The 23,105-nt window shown below is 68.6% G+C and carries 23 protein-coding genes; 14 read left to right on the top strand and 9 right to left on the bottom strand.

The genetic code is table 11. The features are described from left to right. Positions 1 to 55: 55 nt before the first annotated feature. Both OG883_RS09810 and OG883_RS09805 read right to left on the bottom strand, forming a co-directional pair. Positions 56 to 1,390: an MFS transporter gene (locus OG883_RS09810; protein WP_266537805.1), complete on the bottom strand. Its 1,335-nt coding sequence runs from the start codon at positions 1,388 to 1,390 to the stop codon at positions 56 to 58. Next, positions 1,387 to 2,625, bottom strand: a complete 1,239-nt coding sequence (locus OG883_RS09805) for an aminotransferase class V-fold PLP-dependent enzyme (RefSeq protein ID WP_266537802.1) — start codon at positions 2,623 to 2,625, stop codon at positions 1,387 to 1,389. The genes OG883_RS09810 and OG883_RS09805 overlap by 4 nt, the downstream gene beginning before the upstream one ends. On the opposite strand from OG883_RS09805, the gene OG883_RS09800 reads away from it, so the two are divergent. Further along, on the top strand, positions 2,624 to 4,051 hold the full coding sequence (locus OG883_RS09800; protein ID WP_266537800.1) for a PLP-dependent aminotransferase family protein: 1,428 nt from the start codon (positions 2,624 to 2,626) through the stop codon (positions 4,049 to 4,051). The two genes, OG883_RS09805 and OG883_RS09800, sit on opposite strands and share 2 nt — an antisense overlap. Positions 4,052 to 4,492: 441 nt before the next feature. Here the strand turns inward: OG883_RS09800 and OG883_RS09795 are convergent, their stop codons facing one another. Together OG883_RS09795 and OG883_RS09790 are read right to left on the bottom strand one after the other, a co-directional pair. Next, positions 4,493 to 5,056: a short chain dehydrogenase gene (locus tag OG883_RS09795; RefSeq protein ID WP_266537798.1), complete on the bottom strand. Its 564-nt coding sequence runs from the start codon at positions 5,054 to 5,056 to the stop codon at positions 4,493 to 4,495. 14 nt (positions 5,057 to 5,070) lie between these two features. Then, the gene (locus OG883_RS09790; protein WP_266537795.1) at positions 5,071 to 5,514 is read right to left on the bottom strand and encodes a nuclear transport factor 2 family protein; all 444 of its coding nucleotides are present in this window, start codon (positions 5,512 to 5,514) and stop codon (positions 5,071 to 5,073) included. A gap of 103 nt (positions 5,515 to 5,617) precedes the next feature. Here OG883_RS09790 and OG883_RS09785 point away from each other — a divergent pair, with 103 nt between their 5' ends. Next, on the top strand, positions 5,618 to 6,520 hold the full coding sequence (locus OG883_RS09785) for a LysR family transcriptional regulator (RefSeq protein WP_266537792.1): 903 nt from the start codon (positions 5,618 to 5,620) through the stop codon (positions 6,518 to 6,520). A 193-nt stretch (positions 6,521 to 6,713) separates the two neighbouring features. On the opposite strand, the gene OG883_RS09780 is transcribed toward OG883_RS09785, so the two are convergent. Then, a complete protein-coding gene (locus tag OG883_RS09780; protein ID WP_266537790.1) occupies positions 6,714 to 7,610 on the bottom strand; it encodes an LLM class flavin-dependent oxidoreductase in 897 nt (298 codons plus the stop codon). An 11-nt stretch (positions 7,611 to 7,621) separates the two neighbouring features. Then, on the bottom strand, positions 7,622 to 8,011 hold the full coding sequence (locus OG883_RS09775; RefSeq protein ID WP_266537787.1) for a RidA family protein: 390 nt from the start codon (positions 8,009 to 8,011) through the stop codon (positions 7,622 to 7,624). 264 nt (positions 8,012 to 8,275) lie between these two features. On the opposite strand from OG883_RS09775, the gene OG883_RS09770 reads away from it, so the two are divergent. Genes OG883_RS09770 through OG883_RS09760 form a run of 3 tightly spaced genes read left to right on the top strand, consistent with a single transcriptional unit; the run spans position 8,276 to position 10,746 of the window. Continuing rightward, positions 8,276 to 9,247 carry an L-tyrosine 3-hydroxylase gene (locus OG883_RS09770; RefSeq protein ID WP_266537784.1) on the top strand — a complete coding sequence of 324 codons (972 nt, stop codon included), beginning with the start codon at positions 8,276 to 8,278 and terminating at the stop codon, positions 9,245 to 9,247. Between the two features lie 45 nt (positions 9,248 to 9,292). Then, the gene (locus OG883_RS09765; RefSeq protein ID WP_266537781.1) at positions 9,293 to 10,306 is read left to right on the top strand and encodes a class I SAM-dependent methyltransferase; all 1,014 of its coding nucleotides are present in this window, start codon (positions 9,293 to 9,295) and stop codon (positions 10,304 to 10,306) included. A gap of 20 nt (positions 10,307 to 10,326) precedes the next feature. Further along, positions 10,327 to 10,746 (top strand): cupin domain-containing protein, encoded by a 420-nt coding sequence (locus OG883_RS09760; RefSeq protein WP_266537779.1) that lies wholly within the window; start codon positions 10,327 to 10,329, stop codon positions 10,744 to 10,746. Positions 10,747 to 10,838: 92 nt separating this feature from the next. On the opposite strand, the gene OG883_RS09755 is transcribed toward OG883_RS09760, so the two are convergent. After that, positions 10,839 to 11,936, bottom strand: coding sequence for a branched-chain amino acid aminotransferase (locus tag OG883_RS09755; protein ID WP_266537777.1), 1,098 nt, complete (start codon positions 11,934 to 11,936; stop codon positions 10,839 to 10,841). A 94-nt stretch (positions 11,937 to 12,030) separates the two neighbouring features. Here OG883_RS09755 and OG883_RS09750 point away from each other — a divergent pair, with 94 nt between their 5' ends. The 4 genes from OG883_RS09750 to OG883_RS09735 all read left to right on the top strand — a co-directional run bounded on the left by OG883_RS09750 (position 12,031) and on the right by OG883_RS09735 (position 16,042). Then, positions 12,031 to 12,261 (top strand): MbtH family protein, encoded by a 231-nt coding sequence (locus OG883_RS09750; RefSeq protein ID WP_323180896.1) that lies wholly within the window; start codon positions 12,031 to 12,033, stop codon positions 12,259 to 12,261. A gap of 79 nt (positions 12,262 to 12,340) precedes the next feature. Then, the gene (locus OG883_RS09745; RefSeq protein WP_266537772.1) at positions 12,341 to 14,062 is read left to right on the top strand and encodes a gamma-glutamyltransferase family protein; all 1,722 of its coding nucleotides are present in this window, start codon (positions 12,341 to 12,343) and stop codon (positions 14,060 to 14,062) included. A gap of 27 nt (positions 14,063 to 14,089) precedes the next feature. Then, the gene (locus OG883_RS09740) at positions 14,090 to 14,602 is read left to right on the top strand and encodes a VOC family protein (protein ID WP_266537770.1); all 513 of its coding nucleotides are present in this window, start codon (positions 14,090 to 14,092) and stop codon (positions 14,600 to 14,602) included. 183 nt (positions 14,603 to 14,785) lie between these two features. Then, complete coding sequence (locus tag OG883_RS09735) at positions 14,786 to 16,042, top strand: MFS transporter (RefSeq protein WP_266537768.1); 1,257 nt, start codon at positions 14,786 to 14,788, stop codon at positions 16,040 to 16,042. A 58-nt stretch (positions 16,043 to 16,100) separates the two neighbouring features. On the opposite strand, the gene OG883_RS09730 is transcribed toward OG883_RS09735, so the two are convergent. Further along, positions 16,101 to 16,943, bottom strand: a complete 843-nt coding sequence (locus OG883_RS09730; RefSeq protein WP_266537759.1) for a LuxR C-terminal-related transcriptional regulator — start codon at positions 16,941 to 16,943, stop codon at positions 16,101 to 16,103. A gap of 270 nt (positions 16,944 to 17,213) precedes the next feature. Here OG883_RS09730 and OG883_RS09725 point away from each other — a divergent pair, with 270 nt between their 5' ends. From OG883_RS09725 to OG883_RS09710, 4 genes are all read left to right on the top strand, one after another. Continuing rightward, positions 17,214 to 17,372 carry a hypothetical protein gene (locus tag OG883_RS09725; RefSeq protein WP_266537756.1) on the top strand — a complete coding sequence of 53 codons (159 nt, stop codon included), beginning with the start codon at positions 17,214 to 17,216 and terminating at the stop codon, positions 17,370 to 17,372. A gap of 86 nt (positions 17,373 to 17,458) precedes the next feature. Continuing rightward, positions 17,459 to 18,094 (top strand): LmbU family transcriptional regulator, encoded by a 636-nt coding sequence (locus OG883_RS09720; protein WP_323180895.1) that lies wholly within the window; start codon positions 17,459 to 17,461, stop codon positions 18,092 to 18,094. 74 nt (positions 18,095 to 18,168) lie between these two features. Continuing rightward, positions 18,169 to 19,239: a methyltransferase domain-containing protein gene (locus tag OG883_RS09715; protein WP_266537753.1), complete on the top strand. Its 1,071-nt coding sequence runs from the start codon at positions 18,169 to 18,171 to the stop codon at positions 19,237 to 19,239. 3 nt (positions 19,240 to 19,242) lie between these two features. Next, entirely contained in the window at positions 19,243 to 20,337 is a 1,095-nt protein-coding gene (locus OG883_RS09710) for a prephenate dehydrogenase (RefSeq protein WP_266537750.1), read from the top strand. 84 nt (positions 20,338 to 20,421) lie between these two features. On the opposite strand, the gene OG883_RS09705 is transcribed toward OG883_RS09710, so the two are convergent. Beyond that, complete coding sequence (locus OG883_RS09705) at positions 20,422 to 21,546, bottom strand: hypothetical protein (RefSeq protein WP_266537747.1); 1,125 nt, start codon at positions 21,544 to 21,546, stop codon at positions 20,422 to 20,424. A 390-nt stretch (positions 21,547 to 21,936) separates the two neighbouring features. Here OG883_RS09705 and gntD point away from each other — a divergent pair, with 390 nt between their 5' ends. Further along, positions 21,937 to 23,034, top strand: a complete 1,098-nt coding sequence (gene gntD, locus OG883_RS09700; RefSeq protein ID WP_266537743.1) for a guanitoxin biosynthesis L-enduracididine beta-hydroxylase GntD — start codon at positions 21,937 to 21,939, stop codon at positions 23,032 to 23,034. Positions 23,035 to 23,105: the final 71 nt, after the last annotated feature.

Raw genomic sequence — 23,105 nt, 5'->3', positions numbered from 1 at the left:
GCACCTTGTCGAAGGGCCCCACCGTCTGCGGTGGAGCCCTTCGACGTTCTCCGTGTCAGCCGGCGGCCTGCCCGTCCGCTGCCGCCGTGACGGGTTCTTCCGGTGCCGACGGCAGCCCACGTAGTCGGCTCACCGGGGACAGGACGAGCGCGATCAGCACGGCGGCGGATCCGATCGCCGCCACGGTCAATGCTCCCCGGGCGCCGATCCGGCCGGACAGCAGGCCCGCGAACAGGCCGCCGAGTGCGCCGCCGCCGAACAGCAGGGTGCGGAAGACCGCCGTCATCCGGCCCATCATCGACTGCGGGGTACTGGCCTGGCGCAGGCTGACGATGATGACGCCGGCGACGCCGAGTCCGAGGTAGGTGGTGAAGAAGGAGAGGACGAACATCCCCACCATCACCGGCCGGGGGCCGGCGGCCAGGACGATCAGCGTCGGGCCGATGAGGAGGGCCGACTGGGCAACCAGGTAGACAAGGCCGAGCCTGAAGCGCCGGATGACCTTGCGGGAGACCGCCGCGCCGATCAGACCGCCCACGGAGGCAGTGGCGAAGATGCCGCCGAGGGTCGTCGAGTCCAGGTGCAGCTCGCGTGTTCCGTAGAGCAGGAACATCGTCCATACGGTGATCATGGAGAAGTTGCAGCAGAACCCGATCAGGGCCAGCGACCGCAGAACCGGGTTCTTCAGCACCCATCGCAAGCCGTCCCGGAGTTCGGTCGGCAGGTGCCGCCGTGCGGCCGGCGGTTCGGGACGGGGCTCGGGCGTGCGGATGAGCAGCAGCGAGACCAGGGACACCAGATAGGAGAAGGCGTCGACGATCAGCGCCACGGGCGCGGTCAGGGCACCGACCAGCACGCCCGCGAGGCCGGGCCCTGCCACATCGGCCGCCGACGAGCTCATCCCCATCTTGGCGCCGGCTTCGACATAGTGCTTGGGGTCACGTACGAGCGTGGGTACGTACGACATCCAGCTCACGTCGAACAGCACCGAGGCGACGCCGACGGCGCAGGCGATGACCAGCAGCGAGCCCATGCTGAGCACGTCCGTCCAGTACAGGACGGGGACGAGGGCCAGCAGGATCATCCGCACGAGGTTGGCGCCGAGCATGATCCGCTGCCGTCGGGCCCGGTCCACCCACACCCCGAAGACCAGGGCAAGGCCGAGATACGGAACGAGCTGCAGGAACCGTAGGAAACCGACCTGCTCGTCGGTGGCGTTGAAGGCGACGATGGCGGTCAGCGGCAGGGCGAGGTTCGTGACCTGGGTGCCGAGGAGCGAGAGCGTCTCGCCGAGCCAGAACTTGAGGAAGTCGCCGTTGCGCCAGAGGCTCTCCTTGCTCTCCTTGGACTCCCTGTACGGCTCCTCGGTGCGTGTCTGCGTGGCGGTCATCGCCGTCCCTGGCCGGCGAGGTCCGCGACCGCGTCCGCCACGTGGTCCACTTCCTCCTCGGTGTTGTAGTAGTGCGGCGACAGGCGCAGGCACCAGTCGACGTCCTTGTCCCCGAAGTCGAACTGTGCGAACTCACGGAAGCTGAGCGCCGAGTTGATGCCGCGGGCGTCCATGGCCGCCTTGAACGGCTGCGGCTGCCAGCCCGCTACGCCGAACGTGACGAGCGCGGCAAGACGCGGGCCGCGGTCGAGCACGCTCACCCCCGGGATCGGTGCGAGCCGGTCGCGGAGCCGGGCCGCGAGCGCCGGGGTCCGCTGCTCGATTGCCTCGACACCGACCTTGCGGGCATAGCGCGTCGCGGCGGCGCTGCCGAGCACCGTGGCGTACGGGAACTCCCACTCCTCGAACCGGGCCGCCGTCCCTACGGGCTCGTAGCCGCCCGGCTCGGTCCAGCGGGCGCCGTGCATGTCGATGAACAGCGGTTCGTAGCCGGCGCGTAGGACGCGATCGGATACGTACAGGAATCCGGAGCCGCGCGGGCCGCGGAGGAACTTGCGGCAGGTGGCGGTGAGGAGGTCGCAGCCGATCTCCTCCACGTCGATGACGAACTGGCCCACCGACTGGCAGGCGTCGACCAGGTAGAGCAGGTCCAGCTCCCGGCAGTGCCGGCCGATTTCGGCGACGGGCGAGACGAGGCCCGAGTTGGTGGGGACATGGGTGGCGGACACCAGGCGGGGGCGGTGGGTCCGCATCAGCGCGGCCATCGCCTCGACATCGACCCCGCCCTCCGGGGTGTTGGGCGCGTGGACGATGCGTACGCCGAATCGCTTGCGCAGGGAGAGGAAGGCGATCTGGTTGGAGACGAAGTCGTCGCGGGTGGTGAGGATGACGTCGTCGGTCTCGAACGGGATCGAGGACAGGGCGTTGGCGTAGGCGTGGGTGGCGCTGCCTGCGAAGGCGATGTTGTCGGGCGTGGTGTGGATGAGGGCGGCGATCTCCGTGTAGAACTCGCGGACTTCGGCGGCTCGGGCGGCCGACGCCTCGTAACCGCCCATCCGGGCTTCGAGGTTCAGATGGCCGATCATCGCGTCCGTCACGGGCGCCGCCAGCAGTCCGCAGCCCGCGTTGTTGAAGTGGATGACCTGGCGGCACCCCGGGGTGTCGGCCCGCAGAGCGGCGACGTCCAGCTGAAGTGCTTCCCGACCAGAACCAATAGCGCTACTGTTGTCTCTCATGAATGACGGTAGCACTTCTGTCGAGTTGGCCGACAGTCTCCGTGCGCTGGTCTCCCGGCTGTCGCCCGGCGACCGGCTGCCGAGCAGCCGGGAGCTGATCAAGGAATACCGGGTCGGCCCGGCGACAGTGGCGCGGGCCATCGCCGCATTGGCTGCCGAGGGCGCGGTGGTGACCCGTCCGGGCAGTGGGACGTTCGCGGTGCAGCTGGGCCGGCTCCGCGACGCAGTCGGCGACAGCGGCACGGATACTGACTGGCAGACGGTCGCCCTCACCGACCGCGCCGTCGACACCCACCTGATCGCCGACCCGCTCGGCCCGCCACCGGCCGGGACGATCACGATGGACGGCGGCTACGTGCACCGCTCGCTCCAGCCCACCCGGGCCCTGAGCGCGGCGCTCGCGCGGGCGGGACGCCGTCCGGACGCCTGGGACCGCGCCCCGGCCGGCGGCCTGATGGCGCTGCGCACCGTGTTCGCCCGCATCGTCGGCGGCAGCGTGGCACCGGAGGACGTGCTGGTCACCGCCGGCGGGCAGAGCGCCCTGTCGATCGCGTTCCGGGCCATCGCCGGGCCCGGCAGCCCGGTTCTGGTGGAGTCCCCCACCTACCCCCGGGCCCTGGCCGCAGCCCGCGCCGCGGGGCTGCGGCCCGTTCCGGTACCGCTCGACGCCGACGGCCTGCGGCCCGACATGCTGGCCGACGCGTTCGCGATGACCGGCGCGCGACTGCTGTACTGCCAGCCGACCTTCCAGAACCCGACCGGCACCGTACTCACGCCCGAACGGCGCCGCCAGATCCTCGATGTGGCACGCGCCTCGGGCGCGTTCGTGCTCGAGGACGACTTCGCGCGGCACCTGGGACACGGCGGGGCCGTGCCGCGGCCGCTGGTCGCCGACGACCGCGACGGCACGGTCGTCCACGTCACCTCACTCACCAAGCCCGCCGCACCGAGCCTGCGGATCGGGGCGCTGGTGGCCCGCGGACCGGTCATGGAGCGCATGCGGGCGGTGCGCCTGGTCGACGACTTCTTCGTCACGCGCCCGCTCCAGGAGGCCGCGCTGGAAGTGCTCAGCTCCCCGTCCTGGGACCGGCACGTCCGCTCTCTCGGTACGGCGCTGCGGGAGCGGTGCGCCGTGCTGGCCGCCGCGGTCACCCAGGAGATCCCCGGTGCGACCTTGGCCGGATTGCCTACGGGCGGACTGTACCTGTGGGTTCGCCTGCCATCAGGCGTGGACGACACCGTCCTCGCCGGCGCCGCCCGGCAACGCGGCGTCGCCGTCAGCGCAGGCAGTCGGTACTTCGCCACCGAGCCACCGGCGGCTCACCTGCGCATCGGTTTCGCCGCGACCGCCGACCACGCCGAGCTGACCGAGGGTGTACGTCGGCTGGGAGCCACGCTTACCGACCTTGGCCCGAAGGACGGGTGAGGCGCACAACGGTCAGTCCCCCGCGGAGCAGCCGATGCATTCCGTCGCGATGACACGCGGCCAGTCATTCCGCGGGAACGGTCTTGTCGCGGGTCGGGCCGACCGCGCACTCCGCCGGCCCGATCGATGTCGTCACACTGCCACTTCGACACTTGTTGCACATGATGTGCAGAAACGAAAGGGTTGCAGAAATGTCCTTGAGAGGTCAGAGTTACTGTGCGCACCGCCGGTGGGGGGAGCCCTGCACGAGGCGGAGCGCAACAGGGGACGCTCGAGGGAACAACTGCCGCACACCTTCGAGAGCGAGAAGACCGGCGGGGTCATGACCGTGGTGAGCGTCGCGCCACAAATGACCGGCACCCTCCGGGATCAAAACGTGCGGGGCGGCTCCGTCTTTGCTGGTCTGCGCCGCCCCGCACCTCCAGGGGTCACGGTCTGTCCCTACATCGTTCCTGTGACGACCTCGATGTAGGCGTGGGCGACGTCGCTTGCCGGCGTGCCTCCCCCGTCGCTCCTACCAAGCTTTTCGAGCGTCTCCTTCACCCACCCTGGGCTGACGACGTTCACTCTCAGCCCACGAGGCATCTCGATGGCCGCCGCCCGGACGAATGCCTCCAGTCCGGCATTCACAAGAGCGCCGAACGAGCCGCCTGGCGTGGGCTGCTGAAAGATGCCGCTGGTGAGTGTGATGGACCCGCCGTCCCGCACGTGGTCCAGCGCCCGGCGTAGCAGCTCTACCTGCCCCAGCAGCTTGCCTTTCAGGCCGAGAGTGAACTCGTCGCCGGAAGGGGAGTTGAGTGGAGTCAGCTGACCGCTGGCCGCGCAGCAGATGACCGCGTCCACCTTGCCGACGGTGTCGAAGAGGGCGTCGATGGAGGTCGGTGTCTCCAGATCGACCCGTGTACTGCCGTTGCGTGAGGCCCGTATCACCTCATGCTCGGTCTCCAGCGCGTCTGCGACCGCACGGCCGATGATGCCGGTCGCTCCGACGACAATAATCTTCATGCTGTGTTCCTCCGTCATCGGGCGAGGCGGGCCGGAAGGGATGCCAGCGGGAAGTTGGCCCAGATGTAGTTGTCCATCCGGTGCTGATCGCCGCTCAGGTTGACGACGTGATCGACCTGGCCGGCGGCATCAAAGTGCCACACCAGCGCCCACATCGTGTCGACGTGGCCCACGCCCTGGGTCGTCCAGCCGCGGTGGATGTCGACGACATAGGTGTCGTTGCTGCCGAGAAACACAGGTTCGGCCCGGAAGCCCGCCTTGCCGAGCTGGTCGAAGAAGCTGACCACCTCGGCGAGTCCGTGCTTGGTGCCCGACAGCGGGTGGTGGCCCGGGATGTTCCATTCGATGTCCGGAGCCAGGACCGCGCTCATCCCTTTGACGTCGTTGGCGGCGTAGGCAGAGAAGAAGTGGTTGATGACCTCGACCTTGGGGTCGGGCACGGCTTCACTCGTGGTCACGTGCACTCCCTGATGGGTTCGGTACCGGGCTGTCCCGGTCTCGTGATCAACGATGTCGCCGGCCGCCGTAGTCGTCCAATACCTGCTTCCATAACCTGGCGGCATGGATATCGACACCCGTCTGCTGCGGTACTTCGCCGCGGTGGTCGAGGAAGGCAACCTCACGCGGGCCGCGGAGCGGCTCTACATCTCGCAGCCTGCGCTGACGAAGCAGATCCGGCAGCTGGAAGCCCAGCTGGGGGTGGGCCTGTTCGTCCGTTCCCGCGCCGGGATGGCCCCCACCGAGGCCGGTGAGGCTCTGGCCGCCCACGCAGGCACCGTGCTGACCGCTTGGGAGTGTGCGCTGCGTGTCACCCGGGGCGCAACGACCCGGGCCGCACGCACGCTACGGGTCGGCTTCGTGGCCAGCGCCGCCAATGAGCGCACCCAGCTGATCACCGCCGACTTCGCCCGGCGGCGGCCCGGCTGGCGGGTCCAGATGCGGCAGACCGAATGGACCGACCCCACCGCCGGGCTGGCCACCGGCGAGGTCGACGTGGCGCTGCTGCGTCTGCCGGTGCCCGCTCAGAGCGACTTCGACGTCGAGGTTCTGCTGACCGAGCCACGCTGGATTGCCCTGCCCGCGGGGCATCGCCTCGCTGGGGAGGACCGGATCCGGTTCCAGGATCTGTATGACGAACAGTTCGTGGCGACTCCCGCCGAGTCGGGGGCGTGGCGCGACTACTGGCTCGCGGTCGATGAGCGCGAGGGGCACCCAGTACGTATCGGCGCGGTCGCGCACCACCCCGATGAATGGCTCAACGCGATCGCTCACGGCCAGGGCATCAGCCTCACCCCCGAGGCAACTGCCCGCTTCTACCAGCGACCGGACGTCGTCTACCGGCCCGTTACCGGCGTCAGTCCCAGCCGGATCGGTGTCGCCTGGCCCCGCACCCAAGTGGTTGACGACGCCGTCGACGCCTTCGTCCTCAGCTGCCGTGCCGTATGCAGCGACGTCGACGTATGACACCGACCCGGTGCTCGTGCCCGAGCTGCGCAGGGACGACAGGTCGTGGCTGGAAGCCGCAGCGCACGAGCTGGTGCGTGCGAACACACGCCCCGGCACTCTCCTGCACAGTACTGAAGCCGCAGAGGCCGAGGGCGGACCCCGCGAGGTGCTCGGGCCGGCCGCCGGCGGAGGCCGGCGGCCCCCAGCGACGTCACATGTCGCGGACGGCGGGGAGGGCATCCGCCGCGATGCGGTGCAGAGCCTCGGGGTCGGCGGTGTAGATGCCTTCCTCGCGGGGCGCGTGGAGCACGAGGTGGGAGATGCCGGCCTTTGCGTAGCGCTCGGCCATCTTCAGGAAATCGTCCGGCGTGGAGAGGAAGTCGCCCGCCGGGTCGGTGACGACGAACATGCGATCCAGCTCGTCGAAGTCGCGGCCCGAACGGTCACATGCCTCGCGCAGGGCGATGACCTGCGCGGCGACCGCCTCCAGACACTCCTCCGGTGTGAATCCCCGGGCCCAGTCGGTGGGCCCGGTGGTCACCCATGCCTGGCCGTACCGTGCGACCAGTGCGAGACCCCGGGGGCCAGTGGCCGCGATGGCCATGGGGAGGCGGGGACTCTGGAAGCACCCGGGGATCATGCGGGCCTCGTACGCGGAGAAGTGCGTCCCCGTGAAGGTGGTGACCGGGTTCCGCAGCAGTTTGTCCGTGAGCTGTACGAACTCCTCGAAGCGCTCGGTGCGTTCACGCCTGGAGAAGGTCTCCTGAGTGAGGACGTTCGAGTCACCCGCGCCGACCGAACCGGTTCCGATGCCGAGGACGAACCGGCCCCCCGAGATGTCGTCGAGAGCGATGGCGTCCTTCGCCGCACCGACCGGATGGCGGAAGTTGGGTGAGGTGACCAGGGTTCCGAGCGTGGCCCTGCTCGTCACGCCGGCCGCCGCGGCGAGCACCGGGAACGTGGAGAACCAGGGGCCGTCCTGGAGGCTGCGCCAGGACAGATGGTCATAGGTCCAGAGGGAGTCGTATCCCAACTCGTCGGCGGTGCGCCACGTATGAGCGGATTGCGCCCATCGCTTCTCCGGCAGAATCAGGACACCTGTACGCATGGTCGATCCCTTCAGTTCTCGAGGAAGGCGTCGGCTTCCACTTCCACCAGAAGCGAGGGGTGCGCCAGGGCGGAAACCTGGACGATCGTGCTGGCGGGAAGAATTCCGGCGAAGAACTCCAGATGCACACGTCCGATGGCTTCCAGCTCACTGATGTCCGTCACATAGAAGCGGGTCCTGACCACGTCCTGGAGTGAGGCGCCGGCCTCTTCGAGCGCCCCCTTGATCCGCTGCAGGCACTCGGCAGTCTGAGCGACGATGTCGGAGCCGCCGACCGGGCCTTCGGGTGCCGAGGCCGTGCAGCCGGCAACCGTCACGATCGGGCCGACCCGAACCGCTCGAGAGTAACCGAATATCTTCTCGAAGTGCGTTCCCGCGGCAATGAGCTTGCGTTCCGACATACTGGCTCCTTATTTCTTGTGCCGGATCTGCCAAGGAGTTCGGCAGAGGCGGCTCCCGACTATGCCAAAGACTGCGCCCCGGTCCCATCCGTCGGCGCCGGGATGTCCCGCCGGCGAGACGAATCACGGCAGAGAATGAATTGGCCGGTTCTCGAGCACCCTGGCGCAGTCGGCTCGGAAGTACGTTTACGGTCGTTGGTCGGCGTATCCCGGCCCATCTCACAGTCCCGGAGCCCGACTTCTCCTATCACACCGGAAGCATTCATGAATCTGTCTGACAACAGAGCTCTCTCGACCGATGTGCCGACGGCAGGGCGTTGGGTGTTCGGCGGGCACCTGTACGGCCTCGAACCATTGGCGCTCCCCACCGAATTCCTCAACCGGAATGCCGATGACGACCCCCGACATGAAACGGAGGACGATCCACCGGAATCGGGCGACTCGTTGCTGCACTACGAGCAGGCGATGGGCGCCGACCTGGTGCCGCACGACGAGAGCGAGGTGGAGCGGCTCTTCTGGTTCCGTTGGATCACCGGCCATCAGACGACCTTCGCGGTCTGGCAGCTGCTGAGCGCGATCCTGGAGGAGGGGAAGCGACCCGGTGCCGACAGCGACGAACTCGCCCGCCTGGCACGCTGCATGGTCCGTACGTACTCCTTGATGCTGTTGTACGCGAGCTCACCTCCGCAGGAGATGTACGAGCGTGTCATCAGGGATCCGATGGCCCGCCAGCATCCGAATCTCAGCGGTGCCTGGGCCCGGGACTACACCGGTGTCCGTCCACTCATTCGTGGAAAGAGTTCTCTCGGAAGTGAGGCCGCGGCCGCCGACCTGGCCTTCGAGTGCGATCTCAACGAGCGTATACACAAGGGAATCGCCGCGCGCGTCGTGCCGTCGGGCGTATCCCTGCTGCTGACGCCCGGCGTACGCCAGAAAACCAGGGAACTCCGGAGGGAGACTCTTCTCTGGCTGTACGACGGGATCTTCCTGACGACCAGGATGCCGGTGTCGTACGCGACGGTGGTGCGTCAGCTCATCCGCCGGATCCACGCGATCCATCTCGACGTCTCGGCAAACGGTCTGTATCCCGCATGCGCGCGGAACACCGCACCCGAGCCCGCCGAGTTGTCGACCGACGACGTGCTTGAGCTCAAGGCGTCGTTCACCTCCACGCTGCGTGAGCTGGCTGCCCTCGTCAGCGCCCCCGCATTCACATCTGGATGCGAATCCCGGTAACCGGCCGTGCTTTCCGAGCCGTGAAATTCAAAGGTAGGTGTTCCCATGGGTACTGCCGAACAACAGCTTTCCGACGAGGCGCAGTACTGCGCCGACACGTTCAACGGAGCCATCGCATCGGCCGCGGTCAGCGCGGCCTGGGAGATCGGCCTCCTCGACGAGCTGGAGCGGGCCGGCCGGGTCGGCATAGACGAGTTCTCGGCGGCCTCGAGAGCTCATCCGGACGTGGTGCGCGCCATTCTGGTCGCGCTCTCCTCCCGGCGGATCGTGACGCTCGGCCCCGCGAGGACTGCGGCGACCACGGATGTCGGCTTCGAGAGTGCCTACCGCACCAAGGGCTTCTTCTACTGGCTGACACGCGGCTGCGGTGAGCTGCTGACGACCCTGCCGGCCAAGGTGCTCGAGGCGGACAGGCAGGGCGACTTCGTACGGCGCGACTCCCGCGCCATCAGCGTCGCGTGCCGCAACATCGCGCGGACCTTCTTCGACCCGCCGTTTCGCGAGCTGCTCCAGGGCGTGGACTGCGCCACCGTGGCGGACCTGGGCTGCGGCAGCTCGGACCGTCTCATCATGCTGGCCGACCAGATGCCTCAGATCCGGGGCATCGGTATCGACGTCGCCGCCGGCGCGATCACCGTGTCCAAGGAGGCGATCGCCGAGGCGGGCATGGAGGACCGGATCTCCCTGGTGCAGGACGACGTCCTGAACCTGGCACCGCGCGACGAGTACGCGGCCGTGGACCTGGTGACGTGCTTCCTCATGGGACACGACTTCTGGCCGCGCGAGAACGCCGTCACGATGCTGCGCCGGCTGCGCGAGAGTTTCCCGAACGCCAAGAACCTCATCATCGGCGACACCTGCCGCTCCACGGGTGTCGACGGTCCCGGACACCCCATGTTCACCCTGGGATTCGAGACCGTGCACACGGTGATGGACCAGTACATCCCCACCCTCGACGAGTGGTCGTCCGTACTGGAGGAGAGCGGCTGGCGCATCGCCGACCGCCGAATGATCGACCTTCCGGCCTTCAGCTTCATCTACCGGCTCACCCCCGCGTAGAGCGATCCCAGGAGACAGCCATGACATCCCGAACCGTCGAAGCATCCGCTCCGACCCCCCTTGTGGAGCGGGATCTGCCCGTCTTCCAGCAGATCCCGGGCCATTACGGGCAGACGCCGTTCTTCCTGACCAAGGAGATGCTCGGCGGCCAGCCCATCGAGATCGCCGGCGGTGAGATCAGCGACAAGGTCGGCAAGCCGGTGGCGGCGCCCCACACGCACGAGGTGCCCGAGATCTATGTGCTGATGTCGCCGGCGCCGGGCGGCGCGGTGATCGACGTCATCGCCGACGGGGAGCACTACGAACTCGCCTCCCCCGCGACGATGCTCATTCCGGCGGGAACGGTCCACCACTTCGTCACGAAGAAGGCGGAACCCGGCAGCTACTGCCTGGGTGTGCTGCTCACCGGTGACACGTCCGTGGCCGTGGCGAACAGCTGACGCACGTACCGGGGCTGCCGCACGCGACACTGCGTGCGGCAGCCCCGCGTGGCGTGCGGCGGCCGGTATCCGTACAAGGGGCAGAGCACCCCTCAGTCGAGCCGCCGGGTCCAGCCGTACGGGTCCGCCGTGCGTCCGTACTGGATATCCGTGAGCGTGGACCGCAGCTTCTCGGTGACGGGCCCGGCCGTACCCCCGCTGATGGTGAACTCCCCTTCGGCCGAGCGGACCGTGCCAACCGGGGTGATGACCGCGGCGGTGCCGCAGGCGAAGACCTCGCGCAGTCGCCCGTCCGCGGCGTCGGCGCGCCACTCGGCGAGCGAATAGGGCCGCTCGACGACGCGGTGCCCGGCGTCCCCGGCAAGCGTCATGACCGAATCGCGCGTGATGCCGGGCAGAATCGTCCCGCCGAGCGGCGGGGTGAGCAGGGTCCCGTCGTCGAAGACGAAGAACAGGTTCATGCCGCCCAGCTCTTCCACGTAGCGCCGTTCCACGGCGTCCAGGAAGACCACCTGCTCGCAGCCCGCGTCGCGCGCCTGCCTGTGGGCCGCCATCGAAGCAGCGTAGTTGCCCGCGCATTTGGCCGCGCCGGTGCCTCCGGTTGCCGCCCGGGTGTACGTGTCCGAGACCCAGATCGTGAGGGGAGCCTCACCACCGGGGAAGGAAGCGCCGACGGGGCAGGCGATCACACCGAAGAGATACTCCACGGCCGGACGCACACCGAGGTACTCCTCCGTGGCTATCTGGAACGGCCGCAGATACAGACTCGTGCCCGGTGCGCTCGGCAGCCATTCCCTGTCCACCGCGACCAGTTCACGCAGCGCGGTGAGGAAGATGTCCTCGGGAAGTTCCGGCATGGAGAGCCGCGCGGCGGAATTTTGGAAACGCCGTGCGTTCGCCTCGGGCCGGAACAGCTGTGCAGAACCGTCCGGCGTGCGATAGGCCTTGAGCCCCTCGAATATCTCCTGGCCGTAATGCAGTGCAGCGGTCGCCGGTGACATCGGGATCGGGCCGAAGGGCTGGATGCGGGCGTCGTGCCAGCCCTTCCCCTCGACGTAACGGACGCCTGCCATGTGCTCGGTGAACACCGTCCCGAACAGCGGATCCGCCATGCGCTCCGTCCGCACGTCCGCGGGCACCCGGTATCTCACAGGACGTGTCTCGAAAATGGTCGGATTCGTATTCTCCATGATCTCACCTCAGCTGTCGGCCGGAAATGGGCATGGGTCAGGGTAGCGTCGTGTCCCGCCGGCGAGACGAACCAAGAATCAATGGAGGGTGATGATGAGCAACCCGTTCGAGGACGAGGAAGGCAGTTATCTCGTGCTCACCAACGACGAGAACCAGCATTCCCTTTGGCCTGACTTCGCCGACGTCCCGGAGGGGTGGAGCGTCGTCCACAAGGGCATTCGCCAGGATTGCCTCGACTACATTGAATCCAACTGGACCGATATGAGGCCGAAGAGCCTTGTGGTCGCCATGGGCGCGGTCGACGACGCAAAGGGCGGTATGTGAAGTGAACGCGGGCAGGCCGGAATTGAGCGGCACATTCGGAGCCGTTTCCTCCACGCATTGGCTGTCGTCGGCGGCCGCCATGTCAGTTCTCGAAAAGGGCGGAAACGCCTTCGACGCCGCCGCGGCCGCGGGTTTCGTCCTGCAGGTGGTGGAGCCGCACTTCAACGGCCTCGGCGGCGACGTGCCGATCATCTCGTACTCGGCGGTCACCCAATCCGTGCAGGTCGTGTGCGGGCAGGGGCCGATGCCGCAGGCCGCCACCATCGATCACTTCCGGTCGCTGGGGCTGCGCCACATACCGGGCTCGGGTCTGCTGCCCGCCGTGGTGCCGGGAGCCTTCGGCGCCTGGATGCGGATGCTGTCCGAGCACGGCACTCTGCCGCTCGCCGACATTCTCGACCACGCCATCGGTTACGCCGAGAACGGCTTCCCCCTGCTGGCCGGTGCCGCCGACGCCATTGAGGTGCTGGCGCCGCTCTTCGAGACGGAGTGGGCCGAGTCCGGGCGGGTCTACCTGCCGAACGGGCGTCCTCCCAAGGCCGGTTCCCTCTTCCGTATGCCCGCGCTCGCCGCCACCTACAAGCGGCTCCTCCACGAGGCCACTGCCGCCTCCGGTGGCCGGGAAGCCCAGATCGCTGCCGCCGAGAGGGCCTTCTACCAGGGGTTCGTGGCGGAGGCCATCGACAGCTTCGTCTCCTCGACCCCTGTCCTGGACGCCACGGGCCGGCATCACAAGGGCCTGTTGACCGGGCAGGACCTGGCGGACTGGCGGGCCACGGTCGAGAGCCCGAGCAGTCTCCAGTACCGCGATCTCACGGTCCACAAGCCCGGCCCCTGGTCACAGAGCCCGGTCTTCCTCCAGCAGTTGGCGCTCCTGGACGGTTTCGACCTGAGGAGCATGGGGCTGGGAAGCGCGGAGTACATCCACACCGTCACCGAGTGTGCCAAGCTCGCCTTCGCCGACCGCGAGGCCTGGTACGGCGACCCGGACCACAGCGACGTCCCCCTCGACATCCTGCTGAGCCGCGAGTACACCGCAGCCCGCCGCGCCCTGGTGGAGGACAAGGCTGCCGAGGTGCTGCGGCCGGGCTCGCCGGGGGGCCGGACGCCCTTCGTGCCCGAGCATTCGGACGTGGACTGGCCGGTCGCAGACGGAAGCTGGATGTCCCAGCTCGCCAACGGTCTTCCCACCGTCGTCAAGGCCACCGCCGCCCGCAACGACACCTGCACGATCGTGGTGGCCGACCGCTTCGGCAACCTCGTCGCCGCCGTGCCCAGCGGAGGCTGGCTCAAGAGCTCCCCGGTCGTTCCGGGCCTCGGTCTCTCCCTCGGCACGCGCGGCCAGACGATGACCCTCCAGGAAGGCCACCCCAACTCCGTCGGCCCCGGCCGTCGTCCGCGCACCACCCTGAGCCCGAGCCTGGTGCTCAAGGACGGAAAGCCGGCCATGGCGTTCGGTACGCCCGGCGGCGACCGCCAGGACCAGTGGACCCTGGAGTTCTTCCTCGCCGCCGTGGACTTCGGCCTCGGACTGCAGGCCGCGACGGAGACGCTCGCCTTCCACACCGACCATTTCTCCGCCTCGTTCACCCCGCACGAATCGCGGCCGAAGGTGCTTGCCGTCGAGCGCAACTGCGATCCGGAGGTCATCGAGGATCTGCGCGCGCGAGGACACGACGTGGAACTGGCGGCCGAGTACTCGCTCGGCAAGGTCTGCGCCGTCGCGGTGGACGAGGAGGCCGGCCTGCTGCGCGCGGCCGCCAGTCCGCGCGGCCGTCAGACGTACGCCGCGTGCCGCTGATCCGACCACAGGAACTGGGAGACCGACATGTCCGACGCACCGATGACCGCCGTCATGGAACCCCCCGGGACACCGGCGGAGCCGGCGAGGCTGAGCCTCCACCACATCGCCGTGCAGACCGGCGACCTGAACGCGAGCATCGCCTGGTACCGGGACTTCTTCGGAGCCGATGTGATGTGGACGCTCGACACCTTCTCCGAGCTCAGCATGGAACGGCTGCCGGGCCTGTCCGGTCTGGCCGAGCTCGTGGCCGGCGGACTGCGCTTCCACGTCTTCACCCGCGGTCCTGAGCACGGCGTGGCCCCGCCGGCCGACAGCAACCAGTACCAGCACATCTGCATCGAGGTGCGTACGCCCGAGGAGCTGCGTTCCTGGCAGGCCAAGTGGATGTCGGTGTACGAGTCCGGAGCTCATTCCTTCACCCGACGGGAAGTCGCCACGGAAATCGTCGTCGACAGCGACGGCGTCGAGAGTTTCTACGCCTTCGACGTCAACGGCCTCGAATTCGAGTTCACGTATCTCCCGGGCGAACAGGCCTGATCCTCAGCGCCACCCGGTGAAGCCGGCGAATGCCGGGCCCGGCAGCGGACCCGGCATGGCGGCTCCTTGCTGTGCCCGTTCATGCGCCTTGTCCGCCCGCGGCGCGGAGTTATGCCGAAAGAGAAGCAACACCTTGCGTCCCGTTCCCTGGGGAAGGGTCGTGAGTGTCGGTTCCGTGACGTGATGGAGGTACCTGTGGTCCTGGCCCTGAGCCGTGTGATGCGTTCTTCGCCGTACTGGCCGGTGATGAGTCACACGACGCTGCGCCGGGTCCTTCCCGGATTCGCGGTCTCCTCGCTGGGTGACGGTATGGCCGTGGTGGCGGTGAGCTGGCTGGCGATCGAGCTGGCGCCTGCGGCGGACCGCGGCATCTGGGTGGCGCTGGCCGCGGCTGCCTACACCCTTTCCGGGGCGGCGGGCGCACTGTTGCTCGGCCGCTACCTGCGCCACCGCAGGCCCGCCCAACTGGCCGGCTGGGACGCGGCGTTGCGGGCGGGTGCGCTGGGCGCCATCCCGGTGTTCCACGCCTTCGGCGTGCTCAGCATCCAGGGCTACGTCGCGCTCCTCGCGCTCTCCTCCGTACTGCACTCCTGGGGCCAGGCGGGCATATACACGTTGATCGCCAGAGTGCTGCCGGAGCGCGATCACCTGGCGGGGAACGCCGTGCTCTCCGGCGTGGGATCGATCGCCACGGTGGTGGGTCCGCCGCTGGCCACACTCCTCATCGTCTTCGGGGGCCCGGCGACGGTGCTGGCCGTGGACGCGATGACCTTCCTGGTGCTCGCGGTCACCTTCCTCTTCGCCGTCCCCAAGGACAGCGTTCCCGAGCCGGAGGAGGACAAGGCCTCGCGGACGGCGGGCTTCGCCGTGATCCGGCGTACCCCCGCGCTGTCCGGGCTGCTCGCTCTGAGTTTCGCCTTCTTCTTCCTCTTCGGCCCCGTGTATGTGGCACTGCCGCTCCATGTGTCGGACGACCTGGACGCCTCGGCCGGTGTGCTGGCGGCGTTCTACACGGCCTTCGGTATCGGTGCCGTGCTCGGGTCGGTGCTCACCGGCTTCCTGAGCCGGTGGCGGTTGTGGCCCACGACCGTCGGCATCGTCATCGGCTTCGGCGTCCTCATGCTGCCGATGGGCCTGGGTGCGCCGACGGCCGTGTCGGTCGTCTGTTTCGGGGCCGCCGGCCTGCTCTGGCCGCCCTACTCGTCCCTGTCGACCACGCTCTTCCAGCGCTCCGCGCCCAGCGCGATGCTGCCGCAGGCACTGGCGGCGAGTTCCGCGGTCCGGGTGCTGTCGGTACCCCTGGGCACCGCGCTCGGGGGGCCGTTGGTGGCCGCCCTCGGTGCGGTCGGGGCGCTGCGGCTGTCGGGCGGGGCCATCGCGGTGCTCGGGCTGGCCGCCGCGGGAGCGCTGGCACTGCGGGCGGCCGGGGCGCGCCGGTAGCCGAGCGATCGGGTAGCGGCCGGCGCCGGCGGACGACGGGTCAGTCCGGGTTGCCGGGTCAGCCCGGGTTGTCGTCGAGGACCCCGGACGTGGCGATGAGATAGCCGAGCTGGCCACGGCTGCGGCTGCCCAACTGCTCGGACACCCGGCGCACATGTACGGCGACGCTGCGGCGGCTCATGCCGAGCCTGCGGGCTATCGACTCATCGGTCTCCCCCGCGACGATGGCCTGCAGGATCGTACGCTGGGTATCGGATATCACGGCCGGCGACCTGTGCGCGACGCTCTGCTCGTCCACCGGGATGCAGCGGGCCCAGTCGCGGTCGAAGGTCTGCGCCAGAAAGCGGACGACCGCCGGATGCCGTACTTCGAGTGCCGCGGCGCCGCGGTCGTCGGACACCGGGATGAAGGCCACCTTGCGGTCGCAGATGATGACCCGCTCGAACACCTCGGCCAGGGTGCGCACTTCGGCGCCCGCGGCGACGACCTGCTCTATATAGGCCAGCGTCGGCTGATGGGCGCGGACCGTGTGCTGATAGATGGTGCGCTGGTGCGTTCCCCGCGAGAGCAGCCGCATGTCGCGGTCCAGGGCCTCGACCAGGTGCTCCACGGGACGGCCGCCTCCCGGCTGGGCCGTCAGCAGCTCCTCACGGCAGGCATCCACGGCCGCCTCCAGGGTGTCGCCGATGGCGGTGCTCCCCACCAGCAGAGTGAACGCCGGCTCCTCCTGACGTCTGGTCTCGTCGTAGACGGCGTCGAACTGCGCGAACGCCGCTCGAAGCGACCGTTCGGTTCTGCAGTACTGGTCCATCTGCGCCTTGAGGGGACGGAAGACGGACACGGCGGCCGCTGTCGGCGGGACCGGATAGACGACGCCCGGCTCACTGGGCCGCTCGCTCACCAACCGGAGCGCTGCGAGGCAGGGCCGACTTGCCCGGGTCGGCAGGCTCCCCTCGGCCAGCACTTTCCGGTAGAGCCGCAGCGCTGCCCCGCACGGGTCCAGGTCCAGGACCGTGCCACATTCATCCGGTTTTGAACATAGTTGCGCATCGTTCACAATGATGCAGCTTACATTCGTGCAGTAGTTCCCTTCTTACTGCCGGGCTCCGGCGGCGACAGCATGAGGTCCGGGAGTGATTCAGCCACTCCCCGAAAACAGGGGGCTATTGCTGTGAGCACATTCATCGGAAAGTTCGCCGTCCTGGCCGTCGTCGCCTTCGGGATTTCTGCTCCCGTCACCTCGCTCGAGCGGCCCGACCGGACCACCGTCGTGGCCGACTCCGGATGGGGTGGGAGTCAGCCCAAGACCGGTACGTCCAGCGGTTCCTGACGCACACTCATTTGTTTACTCGTCAACTGAAATCAAGCCTCCCCTCGGCATGCTCAATGAGGCCCACTAGCGTTGGGGGTTCCGTGATGGACACCAAGGTATTGACCGGAATGCCGACCTCCACGGCTCGTCGCGCGGACCGCGCCGGGACGTCGGCCCAGAAGCACACGGGAATCTTCGCCGTGGATCTGTCGGCTTCCACGGAACGCACGCGACTGCGGCTCCCGGAAGACCTGCCGCTGGAGAACTGGTGCCGCATCGGGGATCAGATTCTCGCGGTGTCGGACTCGTCGGCCTGGTGGATCGGCGACTGGCTCGTCTTCGGCCAACGGAAGTACCGCGACCGATATCAACGAGCCATGAAAGAGACACTGCTCGACTATCAGACTCTGCGGAACTACGCATGGGTCGCACGCAAGTTCATTCCGCAGCGCCGACGGGAGAATCTGACCTTCCAGCACCATATGGAGGTGGCATCCCTTCCCGACGACCAGCAGGACCACTGGCTGGACTTCGCCGCACGGCTGAAGTGGTCGAAGAGCGAGCTGCGGAGGCAGATCAAGGCCAGCTCCGCACCGGACGAGCCACCGGTCGGGAAGGCGGAGATCAGCCTGAGCCTGCGGCTGGAAGAGGCGCGCATCAACCGCTGGGAACAGGCCGCACAGCGGAGCAGTAAAAGCCTGACGGAGTGGATCTCCGCCGTACTCGACAGTGCGGCATGAGCCTTCCGGACAGGCATCAGCACATCCCGCAAAGGGAATGTGTCCATTCGGTAAGACGGAGGAGTGCAATACCTGTGGAAAGCGTACGCGGTGTGGCGGGGGCTGCCGGGACCGAGACCCTGGAGCTGCGCGACGAGTCGTTGATCGACACCTGGCAGCAGTTTCAGACGTCGTCGATGCCTGACCTCATCAGCGCCATGCACCTCTGCCATGTCATCCAGGCGGTCGCCGAAACGGGCATCCTCGACCGTCTGCGCGACGACAGGCGGAGCGTGGAGACCGGGCTCCTGAAGGGCATGAACCAGCGGGTCGGGGAGAACATCCTGCGCTACCTGGTCCTGCGCGGCCTGCTGGAGGAGTGGCAGGGTTCGTACTTCCTCACCCACAAGGGGAAGCTGCTGACGTCCGAGATATCGCTGGCACGCCTCGGCTTCTACGTGGAGGCGTACGGCCCGGTCACCCGGCGCACGGCCGATCTGCTGACGGGAGCCGCCGTGTACGGCGATGACGTGCACCGCAGCAACGGTCCGCTCAGCCGGCACTGCGGCACCGTGTTCGCCAAGTACTACACGCCGATCATCCTGGAGGCCATGCGCGACCGTGGCGCCAAGCGGATCCTGGATCTCGGCTGCGGTGCGGGGCAACTCCTCGTGGACGCCTGCCTGAGCGACCCGGACATCACCGGAGTGGGCCTCGACATCGCTCCCGCGGCCGTCGAGGTGGCCCGTGACCTCGCCCGTCGGCACGGCCTCGAGGACCGTCTGGAGTTCGTGGTCGCCGACGCCTTCGACCCGTCCACCTGGCCCGAGGTGTGTCACGGAGCGGAGGTCATCAGCGGGATCGGCGTGCTGCACGAGCACTTCCGGGACGGTGACAAGGCGGTGGTGGACATCCTCGACGCGTACGCCGGATACCTCACCGGCGAGAAGATGCTGCTCATCGGAGAGCCCGAACCGTTCTGCGACGACCGGGAGAACGACTCGGACTTCTTCCTGATGCACGTCCTGACCGACCAGGGGTTCCCGGTCGACAGGAAGGCGTGGGCGCAGATCTTCGAGCAGACCGGTCTGACCTGCCGTCGCGTCCTCACGCAGGCCACGGCGGGACCGCGGATGTGCTTCTACGACCTCGTACCCCAGGGATAGTCCGTGCGCACCGCAGCCATCGTGGGAACGGGCCTGATCGGCACGTCCGTCGCCCTCGCACTGCGAGCCGGTGGCACCGCGACCCATCTGATCGACATCGATCCGGTGGCGGCGCGCACCGCAGAGGCGCTCGGGGCCGGCACGACGGAGAAGCCCCCGGACGTCGTGGACATCGCCGTTCTCGCAGTACCGCCGACACAGGTGGCTCCGGTACTCGCGTCGTTGCAGAAACAGGGCGTCGCCCGCGTCTACACCGATGTCGCCAGTGTGAAGTCCCTTCCCCGTCGGGAGGCCGAGGCGCTCGGCTGTGACCTCACGTCCGTGGTGGGAGGGCACCCGCTGGCCGGCGGTGAGCGGTCGGGGCCGCTCATCGCCCGTGCGGACCTGTTCGAGGGCCGGCCCTGGGTCCTCGTGCCGAGCGAGCCGACCAGCACGCTCGCGCTCAACTGCGCACTGGAGCTGGTGGCTCTGTGCGGTGCGACCCCCGTACTGCTGGACGCAGAGACACACGACCGGGCCGTGGCCGTGGTCTCGCACGCCCCTCATCTGATCTGCAGTCTCGCGGCCGCCCGGCTGCTGGACGTGGACGAGTCCGTGCTGCGGCTGGCCGGGCAGGGGCTGCGGGACGTCACCCGGATCGCGGGCGGCAGCCCGTCGCTGTGGGCCGACATCCTCGCCGCCAACGCCGGCCTGGTGGCAGCCGTCCTGGACTCCTTCGCGGCCGATGTGCTCGAGGCGGCGGACGGTCTGCGGCAGTTGGCCCACGGCTGCGACGAAGGACCCGATCGCGTCCGCGGCGGCGCCCGGTTGATCGAATCGCTGCAAAGGGGTGCCGACGGCCGCTCGACGATCCCGGGAAAGTACGGCATGCGGGAGACGGCTTTCTCGGCCGTGGAGGTGGCCGTCGGCGACAGTCCCGGCGAACTGGCCCGTCTCTTCGCAGACGTGGCTGCCGTCGGGTGCAACATCGAGGACGTGGACATCGAGCACTCCACGGATCAGCGGGCGGGCCGGGTCCGTGTCTTCGTGGTGCGCAACCGGGTGCATGACCTCGCCGCGCAACTGCGGTTGAGGAACTGGGTCGTTCAGGGCTCCTGACGCCTGCCGCCGCCGGGGCGGTCCACGTCCCGGCGGCGGCAGGCGTCGGACGACCACCGGCCAGTCGGTCGGTCGCGCTGGAGGTCAGCCGGGCGGCTGACGGCCGGGCCGGGGCCCGTGGGTGTGCCCGGCCCGCTGATCGGTGCGAAGTTTACGTTCGAGCCACCTCGCGGTGGCCGCCACCTCGTCGCCGAGCGGTCCGCCTCCGTCGAACGGCGCCGAGAAGTCGGCCAGGCTCCGCCACAGGCCGGCCTCCGGCTCCGAGCGGGTCTGCCTGGACAGTTCGGTCAGAGCCAGGAAGAGCCAGGCGACGTTCCACCAGGCCCGTTCCAGGGCATCGGCGACCTCGGTGGTGCCTGCCGGTGTGTCACCCGGTGCGCGTTCTGCGGCGTGACGGTGGGCCCTGATCGCTCGGAGGTGGGCCGCGGCCGCGCCGGGGATCTCCACGAATCTGCCGGCGGCGCCCGGCCAGGATGCCGGGAAGGGCAGCCGGCCGCCGTTGTGCCGTGGATCGAGGACGAGTGCCTGCTGCCGCTCGGCGAGAAAGGCCGAACGGTGCAGACACAGCAGCTGCCGTGCGGCGTGGGCCGTCGGCGGCTGTCCGTGGTGGACGGCCGAGTGGGTCAACCGGGCGCCCTCCGCGGTGATGTGGTCGACCGATGCGACGATCAGCTGCCAGGGCCGGCGCAGTATGTACGGGTCCTCGAGCGACTGCTCGCCCTGCTCGGCCCCGCGGCCGAGCAGGGCGGACAGCCGCTGCGTTCCGGCGGTGCTCGCCCGGACGAGGGTCCGCAGGCTTACGTGGTGGTGCAGTGCCTCGGCGAGCGCCGGGAGGTCACCGGCGACAGCCGTCGCCTCCCGGCTGTCCGGGCGCACCGGAACGAGGTCCGAACGGCGCAACACGTCGGCGGCCGACGCCTGTCGCCAGGTGTCGGGCCCGTCCCGCCGCCACGCCCGGCCGTGGCCTGCCGCGGCGCGGACGGCGCGGGTGAGCGGCTCCTGGACGGCGCCGGTGCCCGTGCCGACGCCCCGCGGCACCACGGGCGTGAACTCCTTGTTCCACTGTTCGGCGAGCGTTTTCCGCAGTGCGGCGTCCGGGCCCGTCCCGGGCGGCGTACGGCTCAGCAGGAGCCAGACCATCGTGCGGGTGACTTCCGGAGGCTGCACACCGTCGTCCACGAAACTCAGGCATTCCGGCGGATCATCCACGTCGGGCGACGGCCCGGCATCGCCGAACGTGTCGTAGATGAAAGGCGGGCGGTACTGCCCCGGAATGATTCTGCGCCCCCACCCGGACCAGGACAGCAGGGCTGACACCGGGCATGGGGAGTCCCATGGCTCCGCCGGTCGATGAATGCATGTCATCCGCTCATTCCCGCCCCTCCTGGAAAGCCTCTGCCGATCGCACGCCCGCGTCTCGCCGGCGAGACGATTTCGGCGGTTTCAGCCTGCCAGAATTCTCGCCGGTAAAGCCGCCGGGCTGCGACGGTCCGGTAGGTTCATGCCGGGTGCATTGCTGGCGAGATAAACGACACCTGGCCATGACTGCGGGTAAGTCAGGAAAGGTGGATGACTGCACAATTCGAGGGGATAGTTTCTATGGGTACTGCAATAGGATCCATTTCGAAGGCCCTCGCGGAGGAACTGCTTCCGCGTGCCGCCGACGGGGTTCCTTGTCTGGAGTTGAGCGAGGCCGAGAGAGCGCTCCTCGGGGAGGTCGCCGATGCCGCACTGGACGCGTCACCCGGTGTGCCGCTGGAACGCCGACTCGATCAGGTCGCTCTGCTCGCCCACGAGATACCCCTGCGCGTCAAGGCGCAGCTGACCGGATTCCGGCTCACCGGACGGCCGTACGGCGGACTGGTCCTGTCGAACCTGCCCGTCGACGAGGCGCTGGCCGGCCCGACGCCCACCACCTACTCCGACGAGCCGGCGAGCAGGGAGGCGCAGCGGGCCTCGGCACTCCTGATGCTGCTCGGGTCGCTGCTCGGCGACCCCGTCTCGTACATGACGCAGCAGCGCGGCCGGATGGTCCTGGACCTGTTTCCCATCGCGGGTCATGAGAAGCAACAGCTCGGTTCCAGCTCGACAGGCAACCTCGAATGGCACAACGAGGACGCGTTCCACCCTCTGCGGGCCGACTGGATCATGCTTCTGGCGCTGCGCAACCACGACAAGGTGCCGACCACGTTTGCCCCGGTCCAGGACATCGAACTCGACCCGCGTACCCGTGAACTGCTCTTCGAGGAGCACTATGTGATTCTCCCCGACGAGTCGCACACCGTCGACTTCAACAGCTCCACCGTCGGAATCGCCGAGGGCCACCGGACGGCCGATGCCTTCCGGCAGATCGAGGAACAGCGTGAGAAGCCGAGGCGTACCGCTGTGCTGTCCGGCTCCGCCGAAGCGCCCTCGATCTGCATCGACCCCGCCTTCATGCCGCGCCATCTGCACGACGGGGAACCGGCCGAGGCTCTCCAGACCCTCATCTCGGGGATCGACGCCGGTCTGCGCGATGTGGTGATCGGGCCGGGGGACCTGCTGATCCTCGACAACAAGCGGGCCGTGCACGGCCGGCGCCCCTTCACGGCCCGATACGACGGTACGGACCGCTGGCTGCGCCGCGTCAACGTCCTCGCCGACCTTCGCAGGGCGGACGGCCGGCGGCACGCCGACCACGGACGTGCCCTCGCGTGACGCGGACGCATCGGGCCCGGACATACGGGACCGATGGGCGTGGCAACGGTCGGTGCAGGGAGCACGGTTGA

The organism is Streptomyces sp. NBC_01142 (assembly GCF_026341125.1).
GTDB lineage: Bacteria > Actinomycetota > Actinomycetes > Streptomycetales > Streptomycetaceae > Streptomyces.
This window is presented reverse-complemented; position numbering and strand designations above follow the sequence as displayed.